This is a genomic window from Enterococcus sp. DIV1224, from assembly GCF_050555455.1.
Lineage (GTDB): Bacteria > Bacillota > Bacilli > Lactobacillales > Enterococcaceae > Enterococcus_B > Enterococcus_B lactis.
Genome location: NZ_CP187859.1, coordinates 959450 through 974633 on the forward strand (window position 1 = coordinate 959450; position 15184 = coordinate 974633).

Consider the following 15184-nt stretch of genomic DNA (forward strand, 5'->3'; position numbering starts at 1 on the left):
AAACTCACATCTTTTTGCCTTTTTCTTTGTCTTCTTTCACAATATCCCAGAAAGTCGCTATAAGGATATCTTTTACGCGCTGTATTTGTTCAGGTGTCAATGTTTCCCCACCATAAGACATATTAACATTTGAGTCTAGTAGTTTATCAAGTTCAACCACTTCCTCTTTTGTAGCCCATTTGGGAACATTATTATTTCCCAATAAATAATCAGTTGTGACACCAAAATAATCAGCAACTTTCTTTAAGTTCTCAGATTTCGGCGAAGCTTTATCCCATCTTCTTATTTGTCCATTAGAGATGCCCACCTGTCTTTCTACTTCTGCTATAGTCACATGCTTTTCGTCTGCTAATTCTTTAATCTTAGTAACTAAACTCATTATTATCAACCTTTCAAAGCTGAAAAGAAAATAAATAGCTTAAAAGTTATATTTTTAGTTGACAATTAGCTTTTAAGCTAGTATATTTAATTCGTAAGCTAAATTGTTAGCTAAATAAGAGCAACAAAAATCTCTACTAATTTAAAACATTCTCTCGGTCGCCAAACTTAGAAATGTTATTTTAGAGGCTTTTTATAAGTCTTATTTAACTATGTATTCATAATAGCTTAAAAGCTAATAAGTGTCAACGATTTAGCTAATTTTTTAGCTTACAAATTATTTGTTTAGAAAGGAGCTATTTTTATGTCTGAGAATTTAGACTTAAAAATTCGAGCGGAGATGAGAAAAAGAAGAATGACTTTCAAAGAACTAGCTGCGCTTGTTGGTATTTCAGGAGCTTATTTATCAGATATTCTAAACGGCAATCGTGATGGAAAGAAAGCACAACAGCATATCGAAACTGTAAAAGATATTCTAGGAATTCGATAGGGAGGAAGCAACATGAACCAGGAACTAATCAACAAAAGCGAGCTAGATTCATTACTTGTAGGATATGTGCCTAAACGCTATCTGACTCAAAAAGAAGCAGTTCATTATACAGGAACGTCAGCAGGAACTATTAACGAATGGGTAAAAAAAGGGTTGAAAGTAATCATCTTCGGTGAAAATAGCCGTCCGAAATACGACATCAAAGATATCGATGAATTCATGTCGAAATATAAAGTTTAAGGAGGTAAGCGGATGGGAAAATTTAACAGAGCATTAGTATTCAGCGCACCGCTAATCATCTACGCTTTAGGACTTTGGGGAAGCAGGCAAGCGTTGATAGGAACGATCGTTTACATGGTCTGGATTTTTATGGGGCTTGATGAAGCTGAGTACAAAACAAAAAAGCCAGTCGGGAGGGACTGACTAATGGTCTTCCTAAGAGGAGTAATCAATATTTTTTTCCTGATTTTTATATTAGGGTTCTCCATTGATTTTTTTCTTTATTTTTTGCAGAAATCCGTTAATACTTTTTTTCTGATTATCGGAAAATATAAAGGAAAAAATAGCAATAAATGAAATCAAAGTGGTCGCTACAGAAAATTGTGTTTCATTTAAACAAAATAATAAAGTGATTACTATGGGAAATATAAAAAGAATTTTGACTAAAAAACCCATGAAAATCATATCTTTATCAGTAAACTCTTTATTTTTAATCTCCTTGTATACCCAAAAAGTTGATATATAGAACATAAATATCAGGGCGGATAACATACACATAAAAAAGAATACAATTAGTAATTTGGGAGTATTTAGAATCGCAATTTGCTCTTCTAACAAAGTTCCATCCAAGTTTACTCTTTTAAGATATTCGAAAAGCAACAATAATGCAACAATTGCAAAGGTTGAAAAAAGTAAAATATATAGCAATTTTTTCAAATATTTTCACCACCATTTTTTACCTAAATTATATCAAAAGGAGAGAAGAAATAATGCAAGAATTAGTAATTTTGAAAAATAAAGAAGCTGTAACTACGAGCTTGCAAGTGGCAGAAAGCTTCAAAAAGAAACATAAGCATGTGCTAGAAGCAATTGAATCAATAAAAAGATCGGTCGAAAATTCGGCCAATGTTGAAGATGGGTCCAATTTTGGACAGATGTTTGTGGAAGGGAACGAGCCAGACTCATACGGAAGAAGTCGGAGAGTTTATTTCATGAATAGAGACGGATTTTCCTTGCTAGCTATGGGATTTACTGGAAGTAAAGCAATAAGTTTCAAACTAAAATTTATTGAAGCTTTCAATGAAATGGAAAAATCAATCAAAGAACGAATGATCGCTATTCCAACGACACATAGAGAAATGGCTATGTTAGCTTTAGCTGCAAACGAAGAAACGAACGAAAGAGTAGACGCTATCGAGTCTGATTTAAACGATTTGAAGAACAATCAACTTCTAGCTGAACCAGATTACCGAACAATTTCTAATATGGTTCGCAACAAAATTAGAGTTATTTGTAATCAGCAGCATTTAAATAGCAAAGCAAAAGCAGAATTGTTTAAAGACTTGAATGGCGGAATTAAGCGAATCACTGGAGCAGTAGCTAGAAATCGTATCAAGGCAAAACAGTTCGATGATGTTATCGAGTTTATTAACAATTGGATGCCTTCTACAGCGACGATGACAATTATTAAGCAAATGGAGTTGTTAGAGGATGAATAGAGCTGAAGCGCTAAAAATAGGCGTAATAATTGCTAATCGCTGGTGGAGACACAATAAACCAATCATCCTAAGCCAACAACATATTGACAAGCAAAAAGCATGGCAACAAATAAAAAAGTGACTCCGCCGGCAAGCAAAGAGTCACAAAGAAAACACATCATAAGGAGATTTTAGCATATGGAAAAAGAACTTTCCACTCTAGATCAATATTTGATTGATCCTGATTGGGGCAAGCCGAAAATTGAGGAAACAAGTGGTCGAAAAATCAGGCGAAATCTTTTGACGAATGAAGAACTAGCTTGTGATCAAGATGATTTAGGTAACCTTGTAACTATTTGGGATCATGTTTATCTTATCCATTTATCGAAGCATTCGAATAAACCTGAATATATTTACGTCATCGAAGATGGCTTGATTGATGCATTAGAAGAGTACGAAAGGGATAACTTGATCGATATCTCTTATTACGGACCAGGTAAGAAATACATTGCTGAAATGGAGGCAGAATTTGATGAGTGAAGGAACGAAACGCAACGATAACAAATTATTCAATAGTCTGTACAAGATAACCGTCAATGATGTTGTCGAAAAAAGAAACAAACTAACTTATCTGTCCTGGGCATGGGCGTGGGCAGAAGTCAGCAAAATCTGCGAAGAAGTAGACTACGAAATCTATCGTGATCCAGAAACGCATCGTCCATACCTCTTTGATGAAAAAACAGGCTATATGGTTTTTACCAGTATCACAGTCAACGGAGTAAAGCGTGACATGTGGTTACCAGTCATGGATGGTGCAAACAAGGCAATGAAAGATGAGCCATATACTTACGAAGTCAATGATTATCAGTGGAATAACGAAACGAAGAAAAAAGAGATTGTTGGAAAAATCGAAAAGCGAGTTGAAGCAGCAACTATGTTTGATATCAACAAAACGATCATGCGCTGTCTTGTAAAAAATCTAGCAATGTTTGGGCTAGGGCTATATATATTTGCTGGCGAAGATATGCCAGAAGATGTCTCGATGCTTGAACCAGCTACTCAAAGAAGCAAAAAGCTATTCTTGGATGCTTTACAACTGGTTGCTAATAAGTACGAAAAATCAATTGATGAAGCAATTGTTGCATTGACTGATGCGGCTTCTATAACCGCTGATGACAGTAAATGGACCAAGAGAGACTTAGGCATTCTAAAACGAGGCGTTAATTGGCTTGAAGATCAGTACAGAGAAGAAACAAAAGAGAAGTGATATGAGTGTTTAAACCATTAATCGATTCATATTCAGCGGTTCTGAAAAAGTTCAAAGGAAAAGACATAGGTGCAACGATCAATGAAGAAGTGAACATTGATCGACTAAAGACGATGTATGACGGCTACGATGGCGATCGAGTCATTGAAATTCGTTTTATTGATCCTAGACGTTTCACTGTACAGCAACGAAACTTCATCTATGCGCTCATAGGCGATATTTTCATCGATACAGGCATGCCAACGGACTTCTGGAAGGAATTCTTCTACTTCCGTTTCGAAGGTGTCACAGGGCGCAAAATAAGCCTCAAAGACGAATCGAGCACAACCGTGAGTGATGCCAATATCTTAGCGAATATCATCCTAGATTTTATCTTTGAACATCATATTCCTTTCAAAGAAGGTTATGAGATTTTACCAGCGAATCAAGAATATTACTTCTACAAATGCATCACAAAAAGAGTCTGCTGCATCTGTGGCAAAACAGGAGCTGATATTGATCACTTTGACAAAGCTTTAGGAAGACGAAAGCGCAAAGAAGTTGATCATTCAGAGTACACATTTGCAGCACTCTGCAGAATCCATCATACGGAGAAGCACAAAATAGGTGTGATCAATTTCAAAAATAAGTATCAAATCAAAGGCATTAAGTTAAACCAGGAGACAATCAAAAAGTTAAATATCGGAGGATAAGGAAAAGGTGGTATTGAATTGTCAGACAAACAAAAGAAACGCTATTACTGGCTTAAATTAAAAGAAGATTTTTTCGAAGAAGATACCATCGAATGGTTGGAAGAACAACCGAATGGTAAAGAATATTGTTTATTTTATCTGAAACTCTGTCTTAAATCTCTAAAGACAGAAGGAATACTAGTTAGAAATGTAGGTAATCTGATGATACCTTACGATCCCGAATCTCTAGCAAAACTAACAAATTCAAATACGGACACAGTGAAAGTCGCTATGGATTTATTCAACAAAATCGGACTAATAAAAATACTGGACAGCGGAGAGATATATCTAAATCAGCTAAGTGAATTAGTAGGATCAGAGACTGAATACGCTAGGCAAAAACGAATCCAAAGAGCAAAGGAGGACAATGTCCAGAAGTTGTCTGGAAAAGGTCGCCTAGAGATAGAGTTAGAGAAAGATATAGATATAGATAAAGAAGAAAAGAAAGGTAAGTATTCTAACGAACACTTACGCCTTGCTAAAAAATTGCAAAGTAATTTAACTGAAGATTTTCCAAAAGAAATGAATAAAGTAGATATCGAAAAATGGGCAGACACAATCAGGTTGATTGAAGAAAGAGACAAAGCGTCTATAGAAGCGATTGAGTATGTGATCAATTGGCTACCTACAAATGAATTTTGGTTTGGAAATATTAGAAGTGCTAAGAAATTGAGAGAAAAATTTGAGAAGCTCAAATTCGAAATCAAAGCAGACAAGAATAATCATAAAAAGCAAAGTCAAAAACTACAGTACAGCAATCCTAGTGAATATGACGACTTGCCAATTTAAAAAGGAGATGCATCACATGGAAAGCCTAGCAAATGCTATGGAGAAACTAATAAGAAGAGTATTAGTGCAAAGCGGGAAATGTCCAGAATGTAGCGAACCTTTGTATAGTTGGCGAGCTAAAAATAAGGATGGTTCAGAACGTTGTAAACCAACATGCATGAGTTGTGGTTATAAAGCGTTACGTGTGAAAGAGGATATACAGACCGAACGGATATATAACGACAGCTTAAAAGCACGAGCGTTGAGTTTTTTTCAAAATGGTTCGGTATTAACAGATAAAACTTTGTTTAAATGCAAAATGGAGAATTATCACGTAGTGGACCAAGAAACGAAAATTGCTTTAGAAAGAGCTAAAAGCTTTGTAAATGATGTCTTACTGAACCATCCTGCACATTTCATTCTATCAGGGAAATCAGGAAGCGGAAAAAGCCACTTGTCAATGGCGACAGCTTGGGAAATACTTGAGCGCTCAAATTATGACAAGAAAATACTTTTTATAAGCTATCAAGAGTTATTAGAGCAAATAAAGTTTTCTTATAACAATGCTGAACTGAGAAAAGAAATTGAAGGATCACTTATAGCCGATATTAAAACAACTGATTTGGTGGTTTTTGACGATATTGGAGCTGAATTAGGTAGCGGGGTATCAAATAGTAGGCAGTTTACAAACAACACGTTAAACACGCTCTTAGAAGCCAGGCAGAACAAGGCAACGATTATCACAACAAACTTATCTGGTCCTGAACTAAGAGAAGCCTACGGCGAAAGAATTGTTTCTAGGATATTTAAGAATTCAGAAGGTTATGCGCTGAAATTCCAACAAACAGCAGACAAGCGCATAAAACCAGTGAAAGGTAGTATCGCATGAATAAATATCGTAATCGAAAAACTATCCATCGAGGTATCAAGTTCGATTCTATCGCAGAAGCAGAGTACTACGATCTAGCCTTATGGCAAGCTGAAGCGAACGGCTGGAAAGTAAAACTTCAGGAACGATTTGAGCTGATGCCGAAATTTGAACTAGACGGAAAGAAGTATCGCAAGATCGAGTATATTCCTGACTTCACATTTTACAAAAGCGGCAAACTAGTCAAAGTCGTAGATGTCAAAGGAATGCAGACAAAAGACTTTAAGATCAAGGCAAAGTTGTTCTGTCATCAATATCAAGTTCCGTTGATTTTAGCTAAAAAATATCGGAATACGTTCAAGGAAGAGCGTTTTTAACGAGGTGGTCCATCATGACAACAGAAGAAGTGATTCAAATGCGAATTCGAAGCCTTCAGCGTGAGATTGACGATCTGGAACGAACAAAGGCAGTGATGGTCAATGAAACGGCGAGGAAGGCAATCGATTTGCACATAGAGAATTTAAGAAGGGAAATCCATCGATTGGAGGAATGAGCGTGGATAAGAAGGCTGCAATGAAACGAATCATCAAACTGACACATTCTGAGAATTGGCAAGAAGACAAAGAAATAGTTGCAGAAGTCCAAAAGCTCGGTAAATCAATGTGGACTGAAAAGCCTAAACGGAAAACGCCGAGAAAAATTGCAATCTGGCATGGTGATCGAATTCTAGTAACAGGTACTGCTGAACAGTTATCTGAAATTACTGGTCTGAGCAAAAACATCATCTGGGATAGAGCTAGGAGCTTATGGATTGATTCAAAGGGGCGACAGTTTAGGTATGTGGAGGAGAAAAAATGCTAGACATGAGAATCGAAGATTATCGAATTACCAGTGATTCTAGAAACATTGTCTTATCGAAGGTAAGACGAGACGAAGAAGGAAACATCCGCTACACAGAAACAAAAGAAGAATCACGAGCAGATATCGGATACTTTCAAACTGTCTCATCGTGTTTAAAGGCGATACAACGCGATTACGTGTTAAGTGAAGAAAGAACGATAAAAAGTATTATCGAGTACAAAAAAGCGTTAGAAAACATCACTAGACAGTTTGAACAGGCATGTGAGATTGAGGAGGAGAAATAATGGATCTCATTACACAATACAGTGACATCATCCTCAAGAAAATCATGATGAAGATTCAGAAAGACAAAAAATCAAAAGAACGAGCGGAATTAGTTAAGTTGGAAATGGCTGAAACAGGAGCAGGAGCGCGAAGTAGCAGGCATTGGAAAGCAGCAGCAAACATTGAATTCTATTACAACGAAATTCAAAAAGGGTTCGATCAGATGCGTGAGCTGGATCGGCAAACAAATTGGAGCAAGAAACTTCATCAAGATCGTTTCAAATTTGTAGAAAAGTATAGAGAGATACTGAATGAGTATTTCGAGGAGGACTAGATGTTTAATTCAATGTTAGCGTCAATTCACTTTTTATTCTATATAACGATATTTGTAGCTATATTAATTAATACGATAAAAAGCGGTTTTTTAACACCAATCGGCACAATTTTAACATTAGCTTCATTTGTTACAAGTTGTATTATCCAACTTAAATATATAAAGGAGAATGAATAATGGACGAACTAATCACAAAAGTAGAGCAGTGGGCTAAAGATAAGGGATTAAACCAGGCAGATCCAAAAGCACAATTTTTGAAAGTAGCTGAGGAATTCGGAGAAATCGCTTCAGCAATGGCAAGAAGTAATGATGAGCTATTTAAAGATAGCGTAGGAGACGTTATCGTCACGCTGATTATCCTTTCCATGCAAAAAGGGACAAACGTACAAGAGTGTTTAGAAATGGCGTACAACGAAATCAAAGGACGAACAGGGAAAATGGTAGATGGTGTATTCGTGAAGTCGAGTGATTTGGAGGACAGCGAATGATGATGCCAAAAGAAATCTATTCAGATGCATTAAGAGGTGCTAGAAATCAATTGAAAATGGCAAAAAGAGCGTACAAAATCCATCCCACCATCGAAAATGAACGCAGAGTAAAAGCCATTCGCCGTAGATGTTCAATTTACGGTGAGTTACAGAAGGAGGACAGCAAATGAACTATACACAACAAGAACTGACTGATTTATGTCCAAAAGATGTGGCTGAGTTCATCAATAATGAAGTCCTGCCTGAATATGCAGATGGTTTAAATACAGCAGAAAACGTTACAGATTTTATGATTAATGATGCTATTGATCGTTTGAGATTTTTAGAAATAGATTGTATTGCTTATTATCGTCTACACGCAGAAGTTGCTTTGATTGATCCGTATATTGCTTTAAGCCAAAATCGAAAAATACTCGTAGCCTATATTCAGACTGTTTTTGATAGTTGGTCTGAGGAAATAAGGAATAGTTTAAAAAAATCAGAAATGGCTTCTATTTTGAAGGAGGGCAGCAAATGATACCGAAGTTTAGATCATATTCAACAGAAGAAAATGAAATGTACTATCCGCATAATGACAAAAACGTAGACTGGACAATAGATGATGAAACAGGCTTTATTGCTCCTCTAGTAAATTTAGGAAGCGGCATGTGGGGAATGATAGACAAGTACGAACTCATGCAATCCATAGGACTGAAAGATAAGAATGGTGTGGAGATATTTGAAGGGGATGTAGTTCTGGTTAATGTAAGTAATGGTTTTGATCATTTAGTTAATGAAAAAACGGTTGTACAAGAATCCGAGTTTCATTCCGGATTAGTTTGTAAATCATTAATTAGTGGAATGGAATATAGAATATTCAGCCACCAAAAGATGGGATACGAATATGAAGTCACCGGAAATATATACGAGAATAGCGAGTTATTGGAGGAACAGCGATGAATAAACAAGAATTGATTGAAAGATATAAAACAAAATATGCTGAAGAACCAAAAGATTGGAAACATCCATCTGTGAATGCTTCGAGACAAGATTTATTTGCTAATTTTATTCGTGATTTAGAACAACTAGAAGAACCGCAGAAGTCAGTTGTGCCGAAGTTTGTGGCGGATTGGATAGAACTATGTAAAGAAAAAGCTGATTTAATTAGTTGTCTATCAGGTTCGTATGAGTATGGTGTTAATCAATATAAAAGAATAACAGAAGATGAAGATTGGTTATTTGAAGCAGACCATCAAGAATTAGTTGCTCGTGCTTGGATAGACGGCTACGAGGTCGAGAAAGAGCCGTTGTATTATGTGAGACTACCATATGAAGTTTGGGATGAAGAGGCAGCGGAGCTTAAAACAAAGTATTTGTATCTACATTATGAGATCACAAGTGATGAAACTAGAATATTTCATACAAAAGAACCTAGAAAAGGTTTTGTCGCAAAATTAGATGAACTTACGATTAAATCAGCAAATGAAAACTACTGGCCGTTTGCTGTGCCAGTGGAAGCGGAATGAATGTTCAAAATAGCATTTTATCTGTTCGATTACAAAGATGGTTCGTTTAAGAAAGTTTATTTTCATCACTGGAATGATAGCAAACCTGTTTTTACAAAAAACAAGAGGAGAGCTCAGGAGTATTTTGATAAAAGATCAGCAAACAAAGATATAGCGCAGTTAAGAAAAGTAGAATCACCATCTGCGAAAACATTATCTATAAAATTGGAGGAAGCATAATGAAACTAAAAGACGGATTTTACGCTAGTAGTCATGGTATCGGCGGTTTAATGCTAGATATGCCGACAAAGAACCCTAAAACACGTAAGAAACCAAAAGTCAAAGTCGGTGACGTGGTTCGCTGCGAAGCAGAAGGGTTCATCTATCCATTTCGTGGATATGTAGAACACGTCTACAATCATTCAGCAGTTATTCGTATTGAGAATACGATGGACTGTGACAAAGAGCTAGCGAAGAGCAAAGCGAATATTGCAGTTGTTCGATTAGTGGATATGAAGGCTATATAAACAGCGAAAAAATGTACTTCTAAGAGAAAAATTTATTTTTTATAAAAATAGGAAAGTATCATTATGAAAAAGACCACAGAGATAAATAAACCTACCACATAAAAAATGAATATTTCTTGCGATTCAATATAGGTATATTTAACAATTTGTACAATAAAAAATACTATAGGTAAAAAAGATAACATGAGGAGCTTATTTGTTCTAGAGTGTTTGACAAAGTAACAAAATGCGACGATACCAATACAAACGGGAATCCAAAATAACAGCATGCTCCACATAGTCACTCAACCATCTCCTATACGCTTTATTATCAATAGATAATATCATTTTTCGTAATAAAGATAAAAAAATAAGTAAGGCTTCTCATTAAAATATAAAAAAGACAGCCGACCACTGGCTGTCCTTAGCAGAATATTGAAATAGTGAGCCATCTGTTTTCCGCCAGATAGCTCAACATGTATATGGGTAACGAGTGCAACCTCGCTACTTGAAAAGCTTAGCATAAGCATGGGTATAAAAAAAGCCGGATTCCTCCGACCTTAATTAATAATTCTGACACAATTATTATATCATAAATGGAGGAATCAATGGATGGTACTTTTCGATGTAAAGAAGTATGAGACACCAGAGGCAAAAGATGTGGATATGGATCGCACAAAACATAATGTTGGTGTTTTTCTTTCAGCATATCTGTCAGCTAGATGTAGGATAGGTCAACCTCGAGAACCAAAAGTGACAGCATCTTATTCCTTGGTTCCATCTTCTACAGCTGATCATATATTTGAAGCAGAAAGAATGCTGATCGATAAAGAAGAAGCACAAGAAGAATTTGAGTATCTGCATAAATTGTTTGTTCGAGGCTATTCAGCGATACAGCATCCGCATAAGCCTGATGTGACTGAAAGGCGCAAGAAGATATTCTATGATCGTTATATCAATGGTCTGCCCATTTATGTAACTGCTCAAAGAAATAACACGAGTGAAGAATCTGTCAAGCTAGAATCAAACAAGATTATCATTCAATTTGCTTCATCGTTAGAACTGGTTGCTTTCAAGTAGCCAGTTTTTACATTTTTTATACCCTTTTATTACCCATTTGGTTTCCATTTTATACCTTTTTTATACCAATCACTTACCTATTCAATGTTGTATTATGATAGTGTCGAAAGATTAGTGATAGGTCTGAGACAAAATAAAATGTAAGGGAGGAAATCTCCCTCATCGTTTAATTAAGCTTCGATAGACAGCAGTGAATACTAACAAGGATGTGAACTCAACTCTTGCAGAATTGTTCGTACACTGTTGTCTATCAATATTATTTCGAGGAGGCACATTATGGAAAATGGATTAGTTGCAGCATATGAGAATATGGATCGTGATCAATTGATCAGTGTAATCACTCAGCAAAAAATGGAAATTAATGAACTTGCTGCGGTTGGCAAAGCTTACAAGCAGCATTTGGAAGAAACTATTGAGTATCGTTCAGTAGAGAAATATCGAAATTTAAAAAAATAGAGAAGCAGATGATACTGCTCCTCATGGTACTCAACCTCTGTGGCAATTAGGGCAACAGTAGTAACAGCCATCAAATTTTGAAGAAGGATTTAATGTTTTGATTGCTCGTATTGCTTCTGTACAGTTAGAATAGTAACCGAACTCTACTTGGTTCTTTTTCTCAGGGAGACGATGACATGTACTTCGGTGCACCTCGTGGCGACCTTTGTCATCTTGATTTTGGTTAGCAATGTAATATGGCATACGAATTGCTCCTTTCGTCTATTTCAGCGGACCACTCGCTGATAAATAAAATTATACGCTTAGTATTTATTTTCACAATAAAATTTTATCGCTGTGGCGGAAGTAGAAGACGCAACGGTAAATGGCGAGTAGCCTCGTGAGAGCCTGGTAAGTTCTCGTGTGTGGTGCGATTCCACTCCAGTGTCTTTGGGTTTGCGGTACAAGATCCCGAAAGTAAAACCGCTAGCAACCGAGGTATTGAGGAAGTGGGTAGGCGCAGGAAGTATTAGACTTGTCTGTGTGTAGGTTGCTATTACATATTAGATCACTCTTTGAGTGGTCTTTTTATTTTGCACAAAGGAGGCACGACAATGTATAGACCACAATACTTAGAACAGAAGTATGAAGTAATCACCGTTCATAAAGGTAATGGCGAAAAAGTACATGAGTTTAGAAGACCAATACAGAGTAATACATACAAACGAAAGGAAAGCAATGAAGTTATTCCATTGTATGGCAAAAGAATAGCTAAGCATTAAATAAGATTGCGAAAGGAGACGGGGCATGACCGAGGAATTCTATAGATGGCTATTACAGTTGATAAGAGAAGATCGTTTGGTTAAGTTCTACCAGTCTCCTAAATGGCGAAGGCTTAGGGAGAAAGCGATGAAACGAGATCACTATGAATGCCAAGAGTGTAGAAGACTAGGTAAGTATCATAGAGTAGAGAACGTTCATCATATAAAGGAAGTCAAGGATAGACCTGACTTAGCTTTAGATTTAGATAATCTTATTTGTTTATGTGTTGAACATCATAATGAAGTTCATGGCAGATATCTTACAGCACTAGATAAACAAGAGAAGAAGATAGAAAGCTTTGCTAACTTCGACGCAAGTGAAAGGTGGTAAGTGCATGATCATCAATGACAATGGCAGAGAGTATGATACAGAAAAGATTGAAGAGTATTCATCTTATACTCAGGGATTAATTAAACGTTTGATATACGTTCGCTATGTAGGCATCAGGGATCTGTTATCAGATAACTGTTGTAGCAAATACAAAGTGAACCAAGTAAGAGAAGCGTTAAATAAAGATAATAATGTTGAAAGAATAAAAAATGTTTTCGGATATAGCATTGAAGAGATTAATTATTACATTGACTTCGCTGAAGCTTTCATTCCGATGGTGAGATAACCCCCCCTTAAAATAAATCGCAAATTTTTTGGGGGTGATGAAACGGAGGGGACTATCAGGAAAAGAGATTTTTTCGAACTTTATCATGAAAGGAGGGCTAAAATGTTTAAAAACGAATTGTCTCAAAATCGCTACAGAGAAAAATTACGCCGCTCTTTAATAAGCCAATTGGAAAGTCAGAAAACAAATATTGAGCCATTTTTAGATAATGTTGATCGTTATATCAGTTTATGGGAAACGGCGATATCACTGGAAGAAGATATATCCGAGAACGGTATTAGATTGGAGAATGGTAAAAAGAATGAATCAGTAGCGTTGCTTGTTTCTGTCAACAAACAAATGGGATTGATGTTGGATAAACTTGCCATTACTCCTGAATTGGTAGGTGAAGCAAATGAATCAATTCCTGAGTTATAAGCATATTGAAAATTGGTTCAAAGCTATAGAAGAAGGCACTATCAAGGTATGCAAAGAGCAATTATTGCTAAAAAAGTATCTAGAAGAAAGAGTCTTTACTAGAGAAGATATTTACTTCGATAAGCAAATGGTAGAGGATTCAATCAATATACCAGCACAATACTTTCCATTTGAATTAATTCCGTGGGAAAAATTTCTACAATGTTTTATTTATGGAGTCCGATGGAAAAAAGATAAAACGCTTGTGTTCAATAGATATCTTTCATTAATGGGACGTGGTAATGGTAAAACTGGTTTTGCTTCTTGGAACAATTTTTTCTTGCTGACTGCAAAACACGGTATTAAAAATTATGATATTGATATCTATGCCAATAATGAAAGCCAAGCAAAGACTAGTTTTGATGATGTATTTAAAGTAATTAAAGATCATCCTGATTTAGATAAAAAAGTATTTAAAGCTACGAAGGAAGTTATTCAAAATATCGCTACAAATAGCAAGCTTCGTTATAACACGGCAAACGCTAGAACAAAAGATGGTAAACGACCAGGAGCAAACCGCTTTGATGAAATTCACGAAAATGAAGATTATTCAATGATAAATGTAGCTACTTCTGGTGGTGGTAAAATTCGAGATTATAGAGAATTTTATGATACAACTAATGGTCACGTTCGAGGTGGACCACTTGATGACATTATAGAAGAATCAAAAATGATTCTTTCTGGAGAACTTGGAATTGATAAGGATGGAGCAGAATTTTCTAGTTTGTTTCCATTTATTTGTCGCTTGGATAATGATAATGAAGTTGATGATCCTGACATGTGGGAAAAAACTTGTCCAACTATTAATTACAATGCAGATCTAAAACGGAAAATGTTTCAAGAATACTCTCAAATGCAACGTAATGCTGGTTTAAGACTTACGTTCATGACGAAACGAATGAACAGACCAATGGAAGATACACGATTTGCTGTAGCTTCATATGATGATGTTCTTCATACAAAAGAAAAAGAATTCCCTGAAAAAATGGATGAAGTGATAGGGACAGTCGATTTTGCTGATAGACGAGATTTTGCGAGCGTTGGTTTGCTAGGAAAATATGATAAAGATGTGTATTTTACCCAACATACTTTTATCCACGAATCAGCTCTTCGATTACAGAACATAAAACGAGAGGTTATAGATATTTCTATAGATCAAGGAAAATCACAAATCGTTCATGGAAAAAATATAGAAGCTGATTATATTGTAGGTTGGTTTCTTGAAATGAGTAACAAATATTATATTAAAAAAATTGCTATGGATATGTACCGTGCAAAAATATTGAAGCCCGCTTTAGAAGAAGCAGGTTTTACTGTGGAAATTGTTCGAAGCGGATCTGTTACACATGGTATGTTAAAAGATCTAGTTGATGACCTTTTTATTAATCAACGTTTATTTTTTGGTGACGATGCGATTATGCGTTGGTATTGCATGAATGTATATGAAGAGCATATTTCTAATGGAAATATACGCTATGAAAAAATAGAACCTGAAACTAGAAAAACGGATGGCTTTTTTTCATTCCTTCATGGTTTGAATTTTTTAGATGATATTTATGATTCTGCTCCTGTAACAGTCACAAATAGTTCAGTAGAAAATACAGGAACTGGATTTACTCCTCTAGTATTCTAACTTGAA

The 15184-nt window shown here is 35.8% G+C and carries 33 protein-coding genes; 29 read left to right on the plus strand and 4 right to left on the minus strand.

What is annotated here, in order from left to right; translation table 11 throughout:
* Positions 1-4: 4 nt before the first annotated feature.
* Entirely contained in the window at positions 5-379 is a 375-nt protein-coding gene (locus tag IGK53_RS04560; RefSeq protein ID WP_002315392.1) for a helix-turn-helix domain-containing protein, read from the minus strand.
* 303 nt (positions 380-682) lie between these two features.
* On the opposite strand from IGK53_RS04560, the gene IGK53_RS04565 reads away from it, so the two are divergent.
* Genes IGK53_RS04565 through IGK53_RS04575 form a run of 3 tightly spaced genes read left to right on the plus strand, consistent with a single transcriptional unit; the run spans position 683 to position 1291 of the window.
* Positions 683-868, plus strand: a complete 186-nt coding sequence (locus IGK53_RS04565; RefSeq protein WP_002337282.1) for a helix-turn-helix domain-containing protein — start codon at positions 683-685, stop codon at positions 866-868.
* A 12-nt stretch (positions 869-880) separates the two neighbouring features.
* Positions 881-1108 carry a helix-turn-helix transcriptional regulator gene (locus IGK53_RS04570; protein ID WP_002337281.1) on the plus strand — a complete coding sequence of 76 codons (228 nt, stop codon included), beginning with the start codon at positions 881-883 and terminating at the stop codon, positions 1106-1108.
* A 12-nt stretch (positions 1109-1120) separates the two neighbouring features.
* Positions 1121-1291, plus strand: coding sequence for a hypothetical protein (locus IGK53_RS04575; protein ID WP_002315386.1), 171 nt, complete (start codon positions 1121-1123; stop codon positions 1289-1291).
* A 51-nt stretch (positions 1292-1342) separates the two neighbouring features.
* On the opposite strand, the gene IGK53_RS04580 is transcribed toward IGK53_RS04575, so the two are convergent.
* Positions 1343-1804, minus strand: coding sequence for a hypothetical protein (locus IGK53_RS04580; RefSeq protein ID WP_430605019.1), 462 nt, complete (start codon positions 1802-1804; stop codon positions 1343-1345).
* A gap of 53 nt (positions 1805-1857) precedes the next feature.
* Here IGK53_RS04580 and IGK53_RS04585 point away from each other — a divergent pair, with 53 nt between their 5' ends.
* The 19 genes from IGK53_RS04585 (at position 1858) to IGK53_RS04675 (ending at position 10157) form a co-directional block, all read left to right on the plus strand.
* On the plus strand, positions 1858-2586 hold the full coding sequence (locus IGK53_RS04585; protein WP_137203075.1) for a Rha family transcriptional regulator: 729 nt from the start codon (positions 1858-1860) through the stop codon (positions 2584-2586).
* On the plus strand, positions 2579-2707 hold the full coding sequence (locus IGK53_RS04590) for a hypothetical protein (RefSeq protein ID WP_258080064.1): 129 nt from the start codon (positions 2579-2581) through the stop codon (positions 2705-2707). Before IGK53_RS04585 ends, IGK53_RS04590 begins: the two co-directional genes overlap by 8 nt.
* A 56-nt stretch (positions 2708-2763) precedes the next feature.
* Positions 2764-3105 (plus strand): hypothetical protein, encoded by a 342-nt coding sequence (locus tag IGK53_RS04595; protein WP_070676694.1) that lies wholly within the window; start codon positions 2764-2766, stop codon positions 3103-3105.
* Positions 3098-3832, plus strand: coding sequence for a DUF1071 domain-containing protein (locus tag IGK53_RS04600; protein WP_002322006.1), 735 nt, complete (start codon positions 3098-3100; stop codon positions 3830-3832). Before IGK53_RS04595 ends, IGK53_RS04600 begins: the two co-directional genes overlap by 8 nt.
* A 5-nt stretch (positions 3833-3837) precedes the next feature.
* Positions 3838-4524: a putative HNHc nuclease gene (locus IGK53_RS04605; protein ID WP_010725638.1), complete on the plus strand. Its 687-nt coding sequence runs from the start codon at positions 3838-3840 to the stop codon at positions 4522-4524.
* 18 nt (positions 4525-4542) lie between these two features.
* Positions 4543-5352 (plus strand): phage replisome organizer N-terminal domain-containing protein, encoded by an 810-nt coding sequence (locus IGK53_RS04610; protein ID WP_137203077.1) that lies wholly within the window; start codon positions 4543-4545, stop codon positions 5350-5352.
* 16 nt (positions 5353-5368) lie between these two features.
* A complete protein-coding gene (locus IGK53_RS04615; protein WP_002326804.1) occupies positions 5369-6220 on the plus strand; it encodes an ATP-binding protein in 852 nt (283 codons plus the stop codon).
* Positions 6217-6576: a DUF1064 domain-containing protein gene (locus tag IGK53_RS04620; RefSeq protein ID WP_047936831.1), complete on the plus strand. Its 360-nt coding sequence runs from the start codon at positions 6217-6219 to the stop codon at positions 6574-6576. Before IGK53_RS04615 ends, IGK53_RS04620 begins: the two co-directional genes overlap by 4 nt.
* Before the next feature lie 14 nt (positions 6577-6590).
* Positions 6591-6752: an antitoxin gene (locus IGK53_RS04625; protein ID WP_002296606.1), complete on the plus strand. Its 162-nt coding sequence runs from the start codon at positions 6591-6593 to the stop codon at positions 6750-6752.
* Entirely contained in the window at positions 6749-7060 is a 312-nt protein-coding gene (locus IGK53_RS04630) for a hypothetical protein (protein ID WP_080343616.1), read from the plus strand. Before IGK53_RS04625 ends, IGK53_RS04630 begins: the two co-directional genes overlap by 4 nt.
* A complete protein-coding gene (locus tag IGK53_RS04635) occupies positions 7054-7344 on the plus strand; it encodes a hypothetical protein (RefSeq protein ID WP_002329411.1) in 291 nt (96 codons plus the stop codon). Before IGK53_RS04630 ends, IGK53_RS04635 begins: the two co-directional genes overlap by 7 nt.
* Positions 7344-7658: a DUF1140 family protein gene (locus tag IGK53_RS04640; protein ID WP_047936834.1), complete on the plus strand. Its 315-nt coding sequence runs from the start codon at positions 7344-7346 to the stop codon at positions 7656-7658. Before IGK53_RS04635 ends, IGK53_RS04640 begins: the two co-directional genes overlap by 1 nt.
* Positions 7659-7834: 176 nt before the next feature.
* Positions 7835-8146, plus strand: a complete 312-nt coding sequence (locus IGK53_RS04645; protein ID WP_047936835.1) for a MazG-like family protein — start codon at positions 7835-7837, stop codon at positions 8144-8146.
* Positions 8143-8316, plus strand: coding sequence for a hypothetical protein (locus IGK53_RS04650; protein ID WP_162836632.1), 174 nt, complete (start codon positions 8143-8145; stop codon positions 8314-8316). The genes IGK53_RS04645 and IGK53_RS04650 overlap by 4 nt, the downstream gene beginning before the upstream one ends.
* Positions 8313-8663: a hypothetical protein gene (locus IGK53_RS04655; RefSeq protein ID WP_430605020.1), complete on the plus strand. Its 351-nt coding sequence runs from the start codon at positions 8313-8315 to the stop codon at positions 8661-8663. The genes IGK53_RS04650 and IGK53_RS04655 overlap by 4 nt, the downstream gene beginning before the upstream one ends.
* Complete coding sequence (locus IGK53_RS04660; RefSeq protein WP_047936837.1) at positions 8660-9085, plus strand: YopX family protein; 426 nt, start codon at positions 8660-8662, stop codon at positions 9083-9085. The genes IGK53_RS04655 and IGK53_RS04660 overlap by 4 nt, the downstream gene beginning before the upstream one ends.
* On the plus strand, positions 9082-9651 hold the full coding sequence (locus tag IGK53_RS04665; RefSeq protein ID WP_047936838.1) for a DUF1642 domain-containing protein: 570 nt from the start codon (positions 9082-9084) through the stop codon (positions 9649-9651). Before IGK53_RS04660 ends, IGK53_RS04665 begins: the two co-directional genes overlap by 4 nt.
* A complete protein-coding gene (locus tag IGK53_RS04670) occupies positions 9652-9870 on the plus strand; it encodes a hypothetical protein (RefSeq protein ID WP_047929328.1) in 219 nt (72 codons plus the stop codon).
* Positions 9870-10157 carry a hypothetical protein gene (locus IGK53_RS04675; protein ID WP_016627816.1) on the plus strand — a complete coding sequence of 96 codons (288 nt, stop codon included), beginning with the start codon at positions 9870-9872 and terminating at the stop codon, positions 10155-10157. Before IGK53_RS04670 ends, IGK53_RS04675 begins: the two co-directional genes overlap by 1 nt.
* Positions 10158-10189: 32 nt before the next feature.
* On the opposite strand, the gene IGK53_RS04680 is transcribed toward IGK53_RS04675, so the two are convergent.
* The gene (locus IGK53_RS04680; protein WP_002330290.1) at positions 10190-10441 is read right to left on the minus strand and encodes a hypothetical protein; all 252 of its coding nucleotides are present in this window, start codon (positions 10439-10441) and stop codon (positions 10190-10192) included.
* 307 nt (positions 10442-10748) lie between these two features.
* Between IGK53_RS04680 and IGK53_RS04685 the strand changes: the two genes are divergently transcribed.
* A complete protein-coding gene (locus tag IGK53_RS04685) occupies positions 10749-11216 on the plus strand; it encodes an ArpU family phage transcriptional regulator (protein ID WP_010726604.1) in 468 nt (155 codons plus the stop codon).
* A 276-nt stretch (positions 11217-11492) separates the two neighbouring features.
* The gene (locus IGK53_RS04690) at positions 11493-11672 is read left to right on the plus strand and encodes a hypothetical protein (RefSeq protein WP_010726605.1); all 180 of its coding nucleotides are present in this window, start codon (positions 11493-11495) and stop codon (positions 11670-11672) included.
* Positions 11673-11702: 30 nt separating this feature from the next.
* On the opposite strand, the gene IGK53_RS04695 is transcribed toward IGK53_RS04690, so the two are convergent.
* Entirely contained in the window at positions 11703-11915 is a 213-nt protein-coding gene (locus IGK53_RS04695; RefSeq protein ID WP_080333896.1) for a hypothetical protein, read from the minus strand.
* Positions 11916-12265: 350 nt separating this feature from the next.
* On the opposite strand from IGK53_RS04695, the gene IGK53_RS04700 reads away from it, so the two are divergent.
* The 5 genes from IGK53_RS04700 to IGK53_RS04720 all read left to right on the plus strand — a co-directional run bounded on the left by IGK53_RS04700 (position 12266) and on the right by IGK53_RS04720 (position 15178).
* Positions 12266-12433, plus strand: coding sequence for a hypothetical protein (locus IGK53_RS04700; RefSeq protein WP_162846257.1), 168 nt, complete (start codon positions 12266-12268; stop codon positions 12431-12433).
* Between the two features lie 25 nt (positions 12434-12458).
* The gene (locus tag IGK53_RS04705) at positions 12459-12803 is read left to right on the plus strand and encodes an HNH endonuclease (protein WP_002305386.1); all 345 of its coding nucleotides are present in this window, start codon (positions 12459-12461) and stop codon (positions 12801-12803) included.
* A gap of 4 nt (positions 12804-12807) precedes the next feature.
* Positions 12808-13089 carry a hypothetical protein gene (locus IGK53_RS04710; RefSeq protein WP_002296599.1) on the plus strand — a complete coding sequence of 94 codons (282 nt, stop codon included), beginning with the start codon at positions 12808-12810 and terminating at the stop codon, positions 13087-13089.
* A gap of 102 nt (positions 13090-13191) precedes the next feature.
* On the plus strand, positions 13192-13506 hold the full coding sequence (locus IGK53_RS04715) for a P27 family phage terminase small subunit (RefSeq protein ID WP_002286538.1): 315 nt from the start codon (positions 13192-13194) through the stop codon (positions 13504-13506).
* Positions 13484-15178: a terminase TerL endonuclease subunit gene (locus IGK53_RS04720; RefSeq protein WP_430605021.1), complete on the plus strand. Its 1695-nt coding sequence runs from the start codon at positions 13484-13486 to the stop codon at positions 15176-15178. Before IGK53_RS04715 ends, IGK53_RS04720 begins: the two co-directional genes overlap by 23 nt.
* Positions 15179-15184: the final 6 nt, after the last annotated feature.

Bases quoted from the DNA above. Each gene is read 5' to 3' on its own strand.
- IGK53_RS04560 (WP_002315392.1), bottom strand. From the start codon at position 379: ATGAGTTTAGTTACTAAGATTAAAGAATTAGCAGACGAAAAGCATGTG.
- IGK53_RS04565 (WP_002337282.1), top strand. From the start codon at position 683: ATGTCTGAGAATTTAGACTTAAAAATTCGAGCGGAGATGAGAAAAAGA.
- IGK53_RS04570 (WP_002337281.1), top strand. From the start codon at position 881: ATGAACCAGGAACTAATCAACAAAAGCGAGCTAGATTCATTACTTGTA.
- IGK53_RS04575 (WP_002315386.1), top strand. From the start codon at position 1,121: ATGGGAAAATTTAACAGAGCATTAGTATTCAGCGCACCGCTAATCATC.
- IGK53_RS04585 (WP_137203075.1), top strand. From the start codon at position 1,858: ATGCAAGAATTAGTAATTTTGAAAAATAAAGAAGCTGTAACTACGAGC.
- IGK53_RS04590 (WP_258080064.1), top strand. From the start codon at position 2,579: ATGAATAGAGCTGAAGCGCTAAAAATAGGCGTAATAATTGCTAATCGC.
- IGK53_RS04595 (WP_070676694.1), top strand. From the start codon at position 2,764: ATGGAAAAAGAACTTTCCACTCTAGATCAATATTTGATTGATCCTGAT.
- IGK53_RS04600 (WP_002322006.1), top strand. From the start codon at position 3,098: ATGAGTGAAGGAACGAAACGCAACGATAACAAATTATTCAATAGTCTG.
- IGK53_RS04615 (WP_002326804.1), top strand. From the start codon at position 5,369: ATGGAAAGCCTAGCAAATGCTATGGAGAAACTAATAAGAAGAGTATTA.
- IGK53_RS04620 (WP_047936831.1), top strand. From the start codon at position 6,217: ATGAATAAATATCGTAATCGAAAAACTATCCATCGAGGTATCAAGTTC.
- IGK53_RS04625 (WP_002296606.1), top strand. From the start codon at position 6,591: ATGACAACAGAAGAAGTGATTCAAATGCGAATTCGAAGCCTTCAGCGT.
- IGK53_RS04630 (WP_080343616.1), top strand. From the start codon at position 6,749: ATGAGCGTGGATAAGAAGGCTGCAATGAAACGAATCATCAAACTGACA.
- IGK53_RS04635 (WP_002329411.1), top strand. From the start codon at position 7,054: ATGCTAGACATGAGAATCGAAGATTATCGAATTACCAGTGATTCTAGA.
- IGK53_RS04640 (WP_047936834.1), top strand. From the start codon at position 7,344: ATGGATCTCATTACACAATACAGTGACATCATCCTCAAGAAAATCATG.
- IGK53_RS04645 (WP_047936835.1), top strand. From the start codon at position 7,835: ATGGACGAACTAATCACAAAAGTAGAGCAGTGGGCTAAAGATAAGGGA.
- IGK53_RS04650 (WP_162836632.1), top strand. From the start codon at position 8,143: ATGATGATGCCAAAAGAAATCTATTCAGATGCATTAAGAGGTGCTAGA.
- IGK53_RS04655 (WP_430605020.1), top strand. From the start codon at position 8,313: ATGAACTATACACAACAAGAACTGACTGATTTATGTCCAAAAGATGTG.
- IGK53_RS04660 (WP_047936837.1), top strand. From the start codon at position 8,660: ATGATACCGAAGTTTAGATCATATTCAACAGAAGAAAATGAAATGTAC.
- IGK53_RS04665 (WP_047936838.1), top strand. From the start codon at position 9,082: ATGAATAAACAAGAATTGATTGAAAGATATAAAACAAAATATGCTGAA.
- IGK53_RS04670 (WP_047929328.1), top strand. From the start codon at position 9,652: ATGTTCAAAATAGCATTTTATCTGTTCGATTACAAAGATGGTTCGTTT.
- IGK53_RS04675 (WP_016627816.1), top strand. From the start codon at position 9,870: ATGAAACTAAAAGACGGATTTTACGCTAGTAGTCATGGTATCGGCGGT.
- IGK53_RS04685 (WP_010726604.1), top strand. From the start codon at position 10,749: ATGGTACTTTTCGATGTAAAGAAGTATGAGACACCAGAGGCAAAAGAT.
- IGK53_RS04690 (WP_010726605.1), top strand. From the start codon at position 11,493: ATGGAAAATGGATTAGTTGCAGCATATGAGAATATGGATCGTGATCAA.
- IGK53_RS04695 (WP_080333896.1), bottom strand. From the start codon at position 11,915: ATGCCATATTACATTGCTAACCAAAATCAAGATGACAAAGGTCGCCAC.
- IGK53_RS04700 (WP_162846257.1), top strand. From the start codon at position 12,266: ATGTATAGACCACAATACTTAGAACAGAAGTATGAAGTAATCACCGTT.
- IGK53_RS04705 (WP_002305386.1), top strand. From the start codon at position 12,459: ATGACCGAGGAATTCTATAGATGGCTATTACAGTTGATAAGAGAAGAT.
- IGK53_RS04710 (WP_002296599.1), top strand. From the start codon at position 12,808: ATGATCATCAATGACAATGGCAGAGAGTATGATACAGAAAAGATTGAA.
- IGK53_RS04715 (WP_002286538.1), top strand. From the start codon at position 13,192: ATGTTTAAAAACGAATTGTCTCAAAATCGCTACAGAGAAAAATTACGC.
- IGK53_RS04720 (WP_430605021.1), top strand. From the start codon at position 13,484: ATGAATCAATTCCTGAGTTATAAGCATATTGAAAATTGGTTCAAAGCT.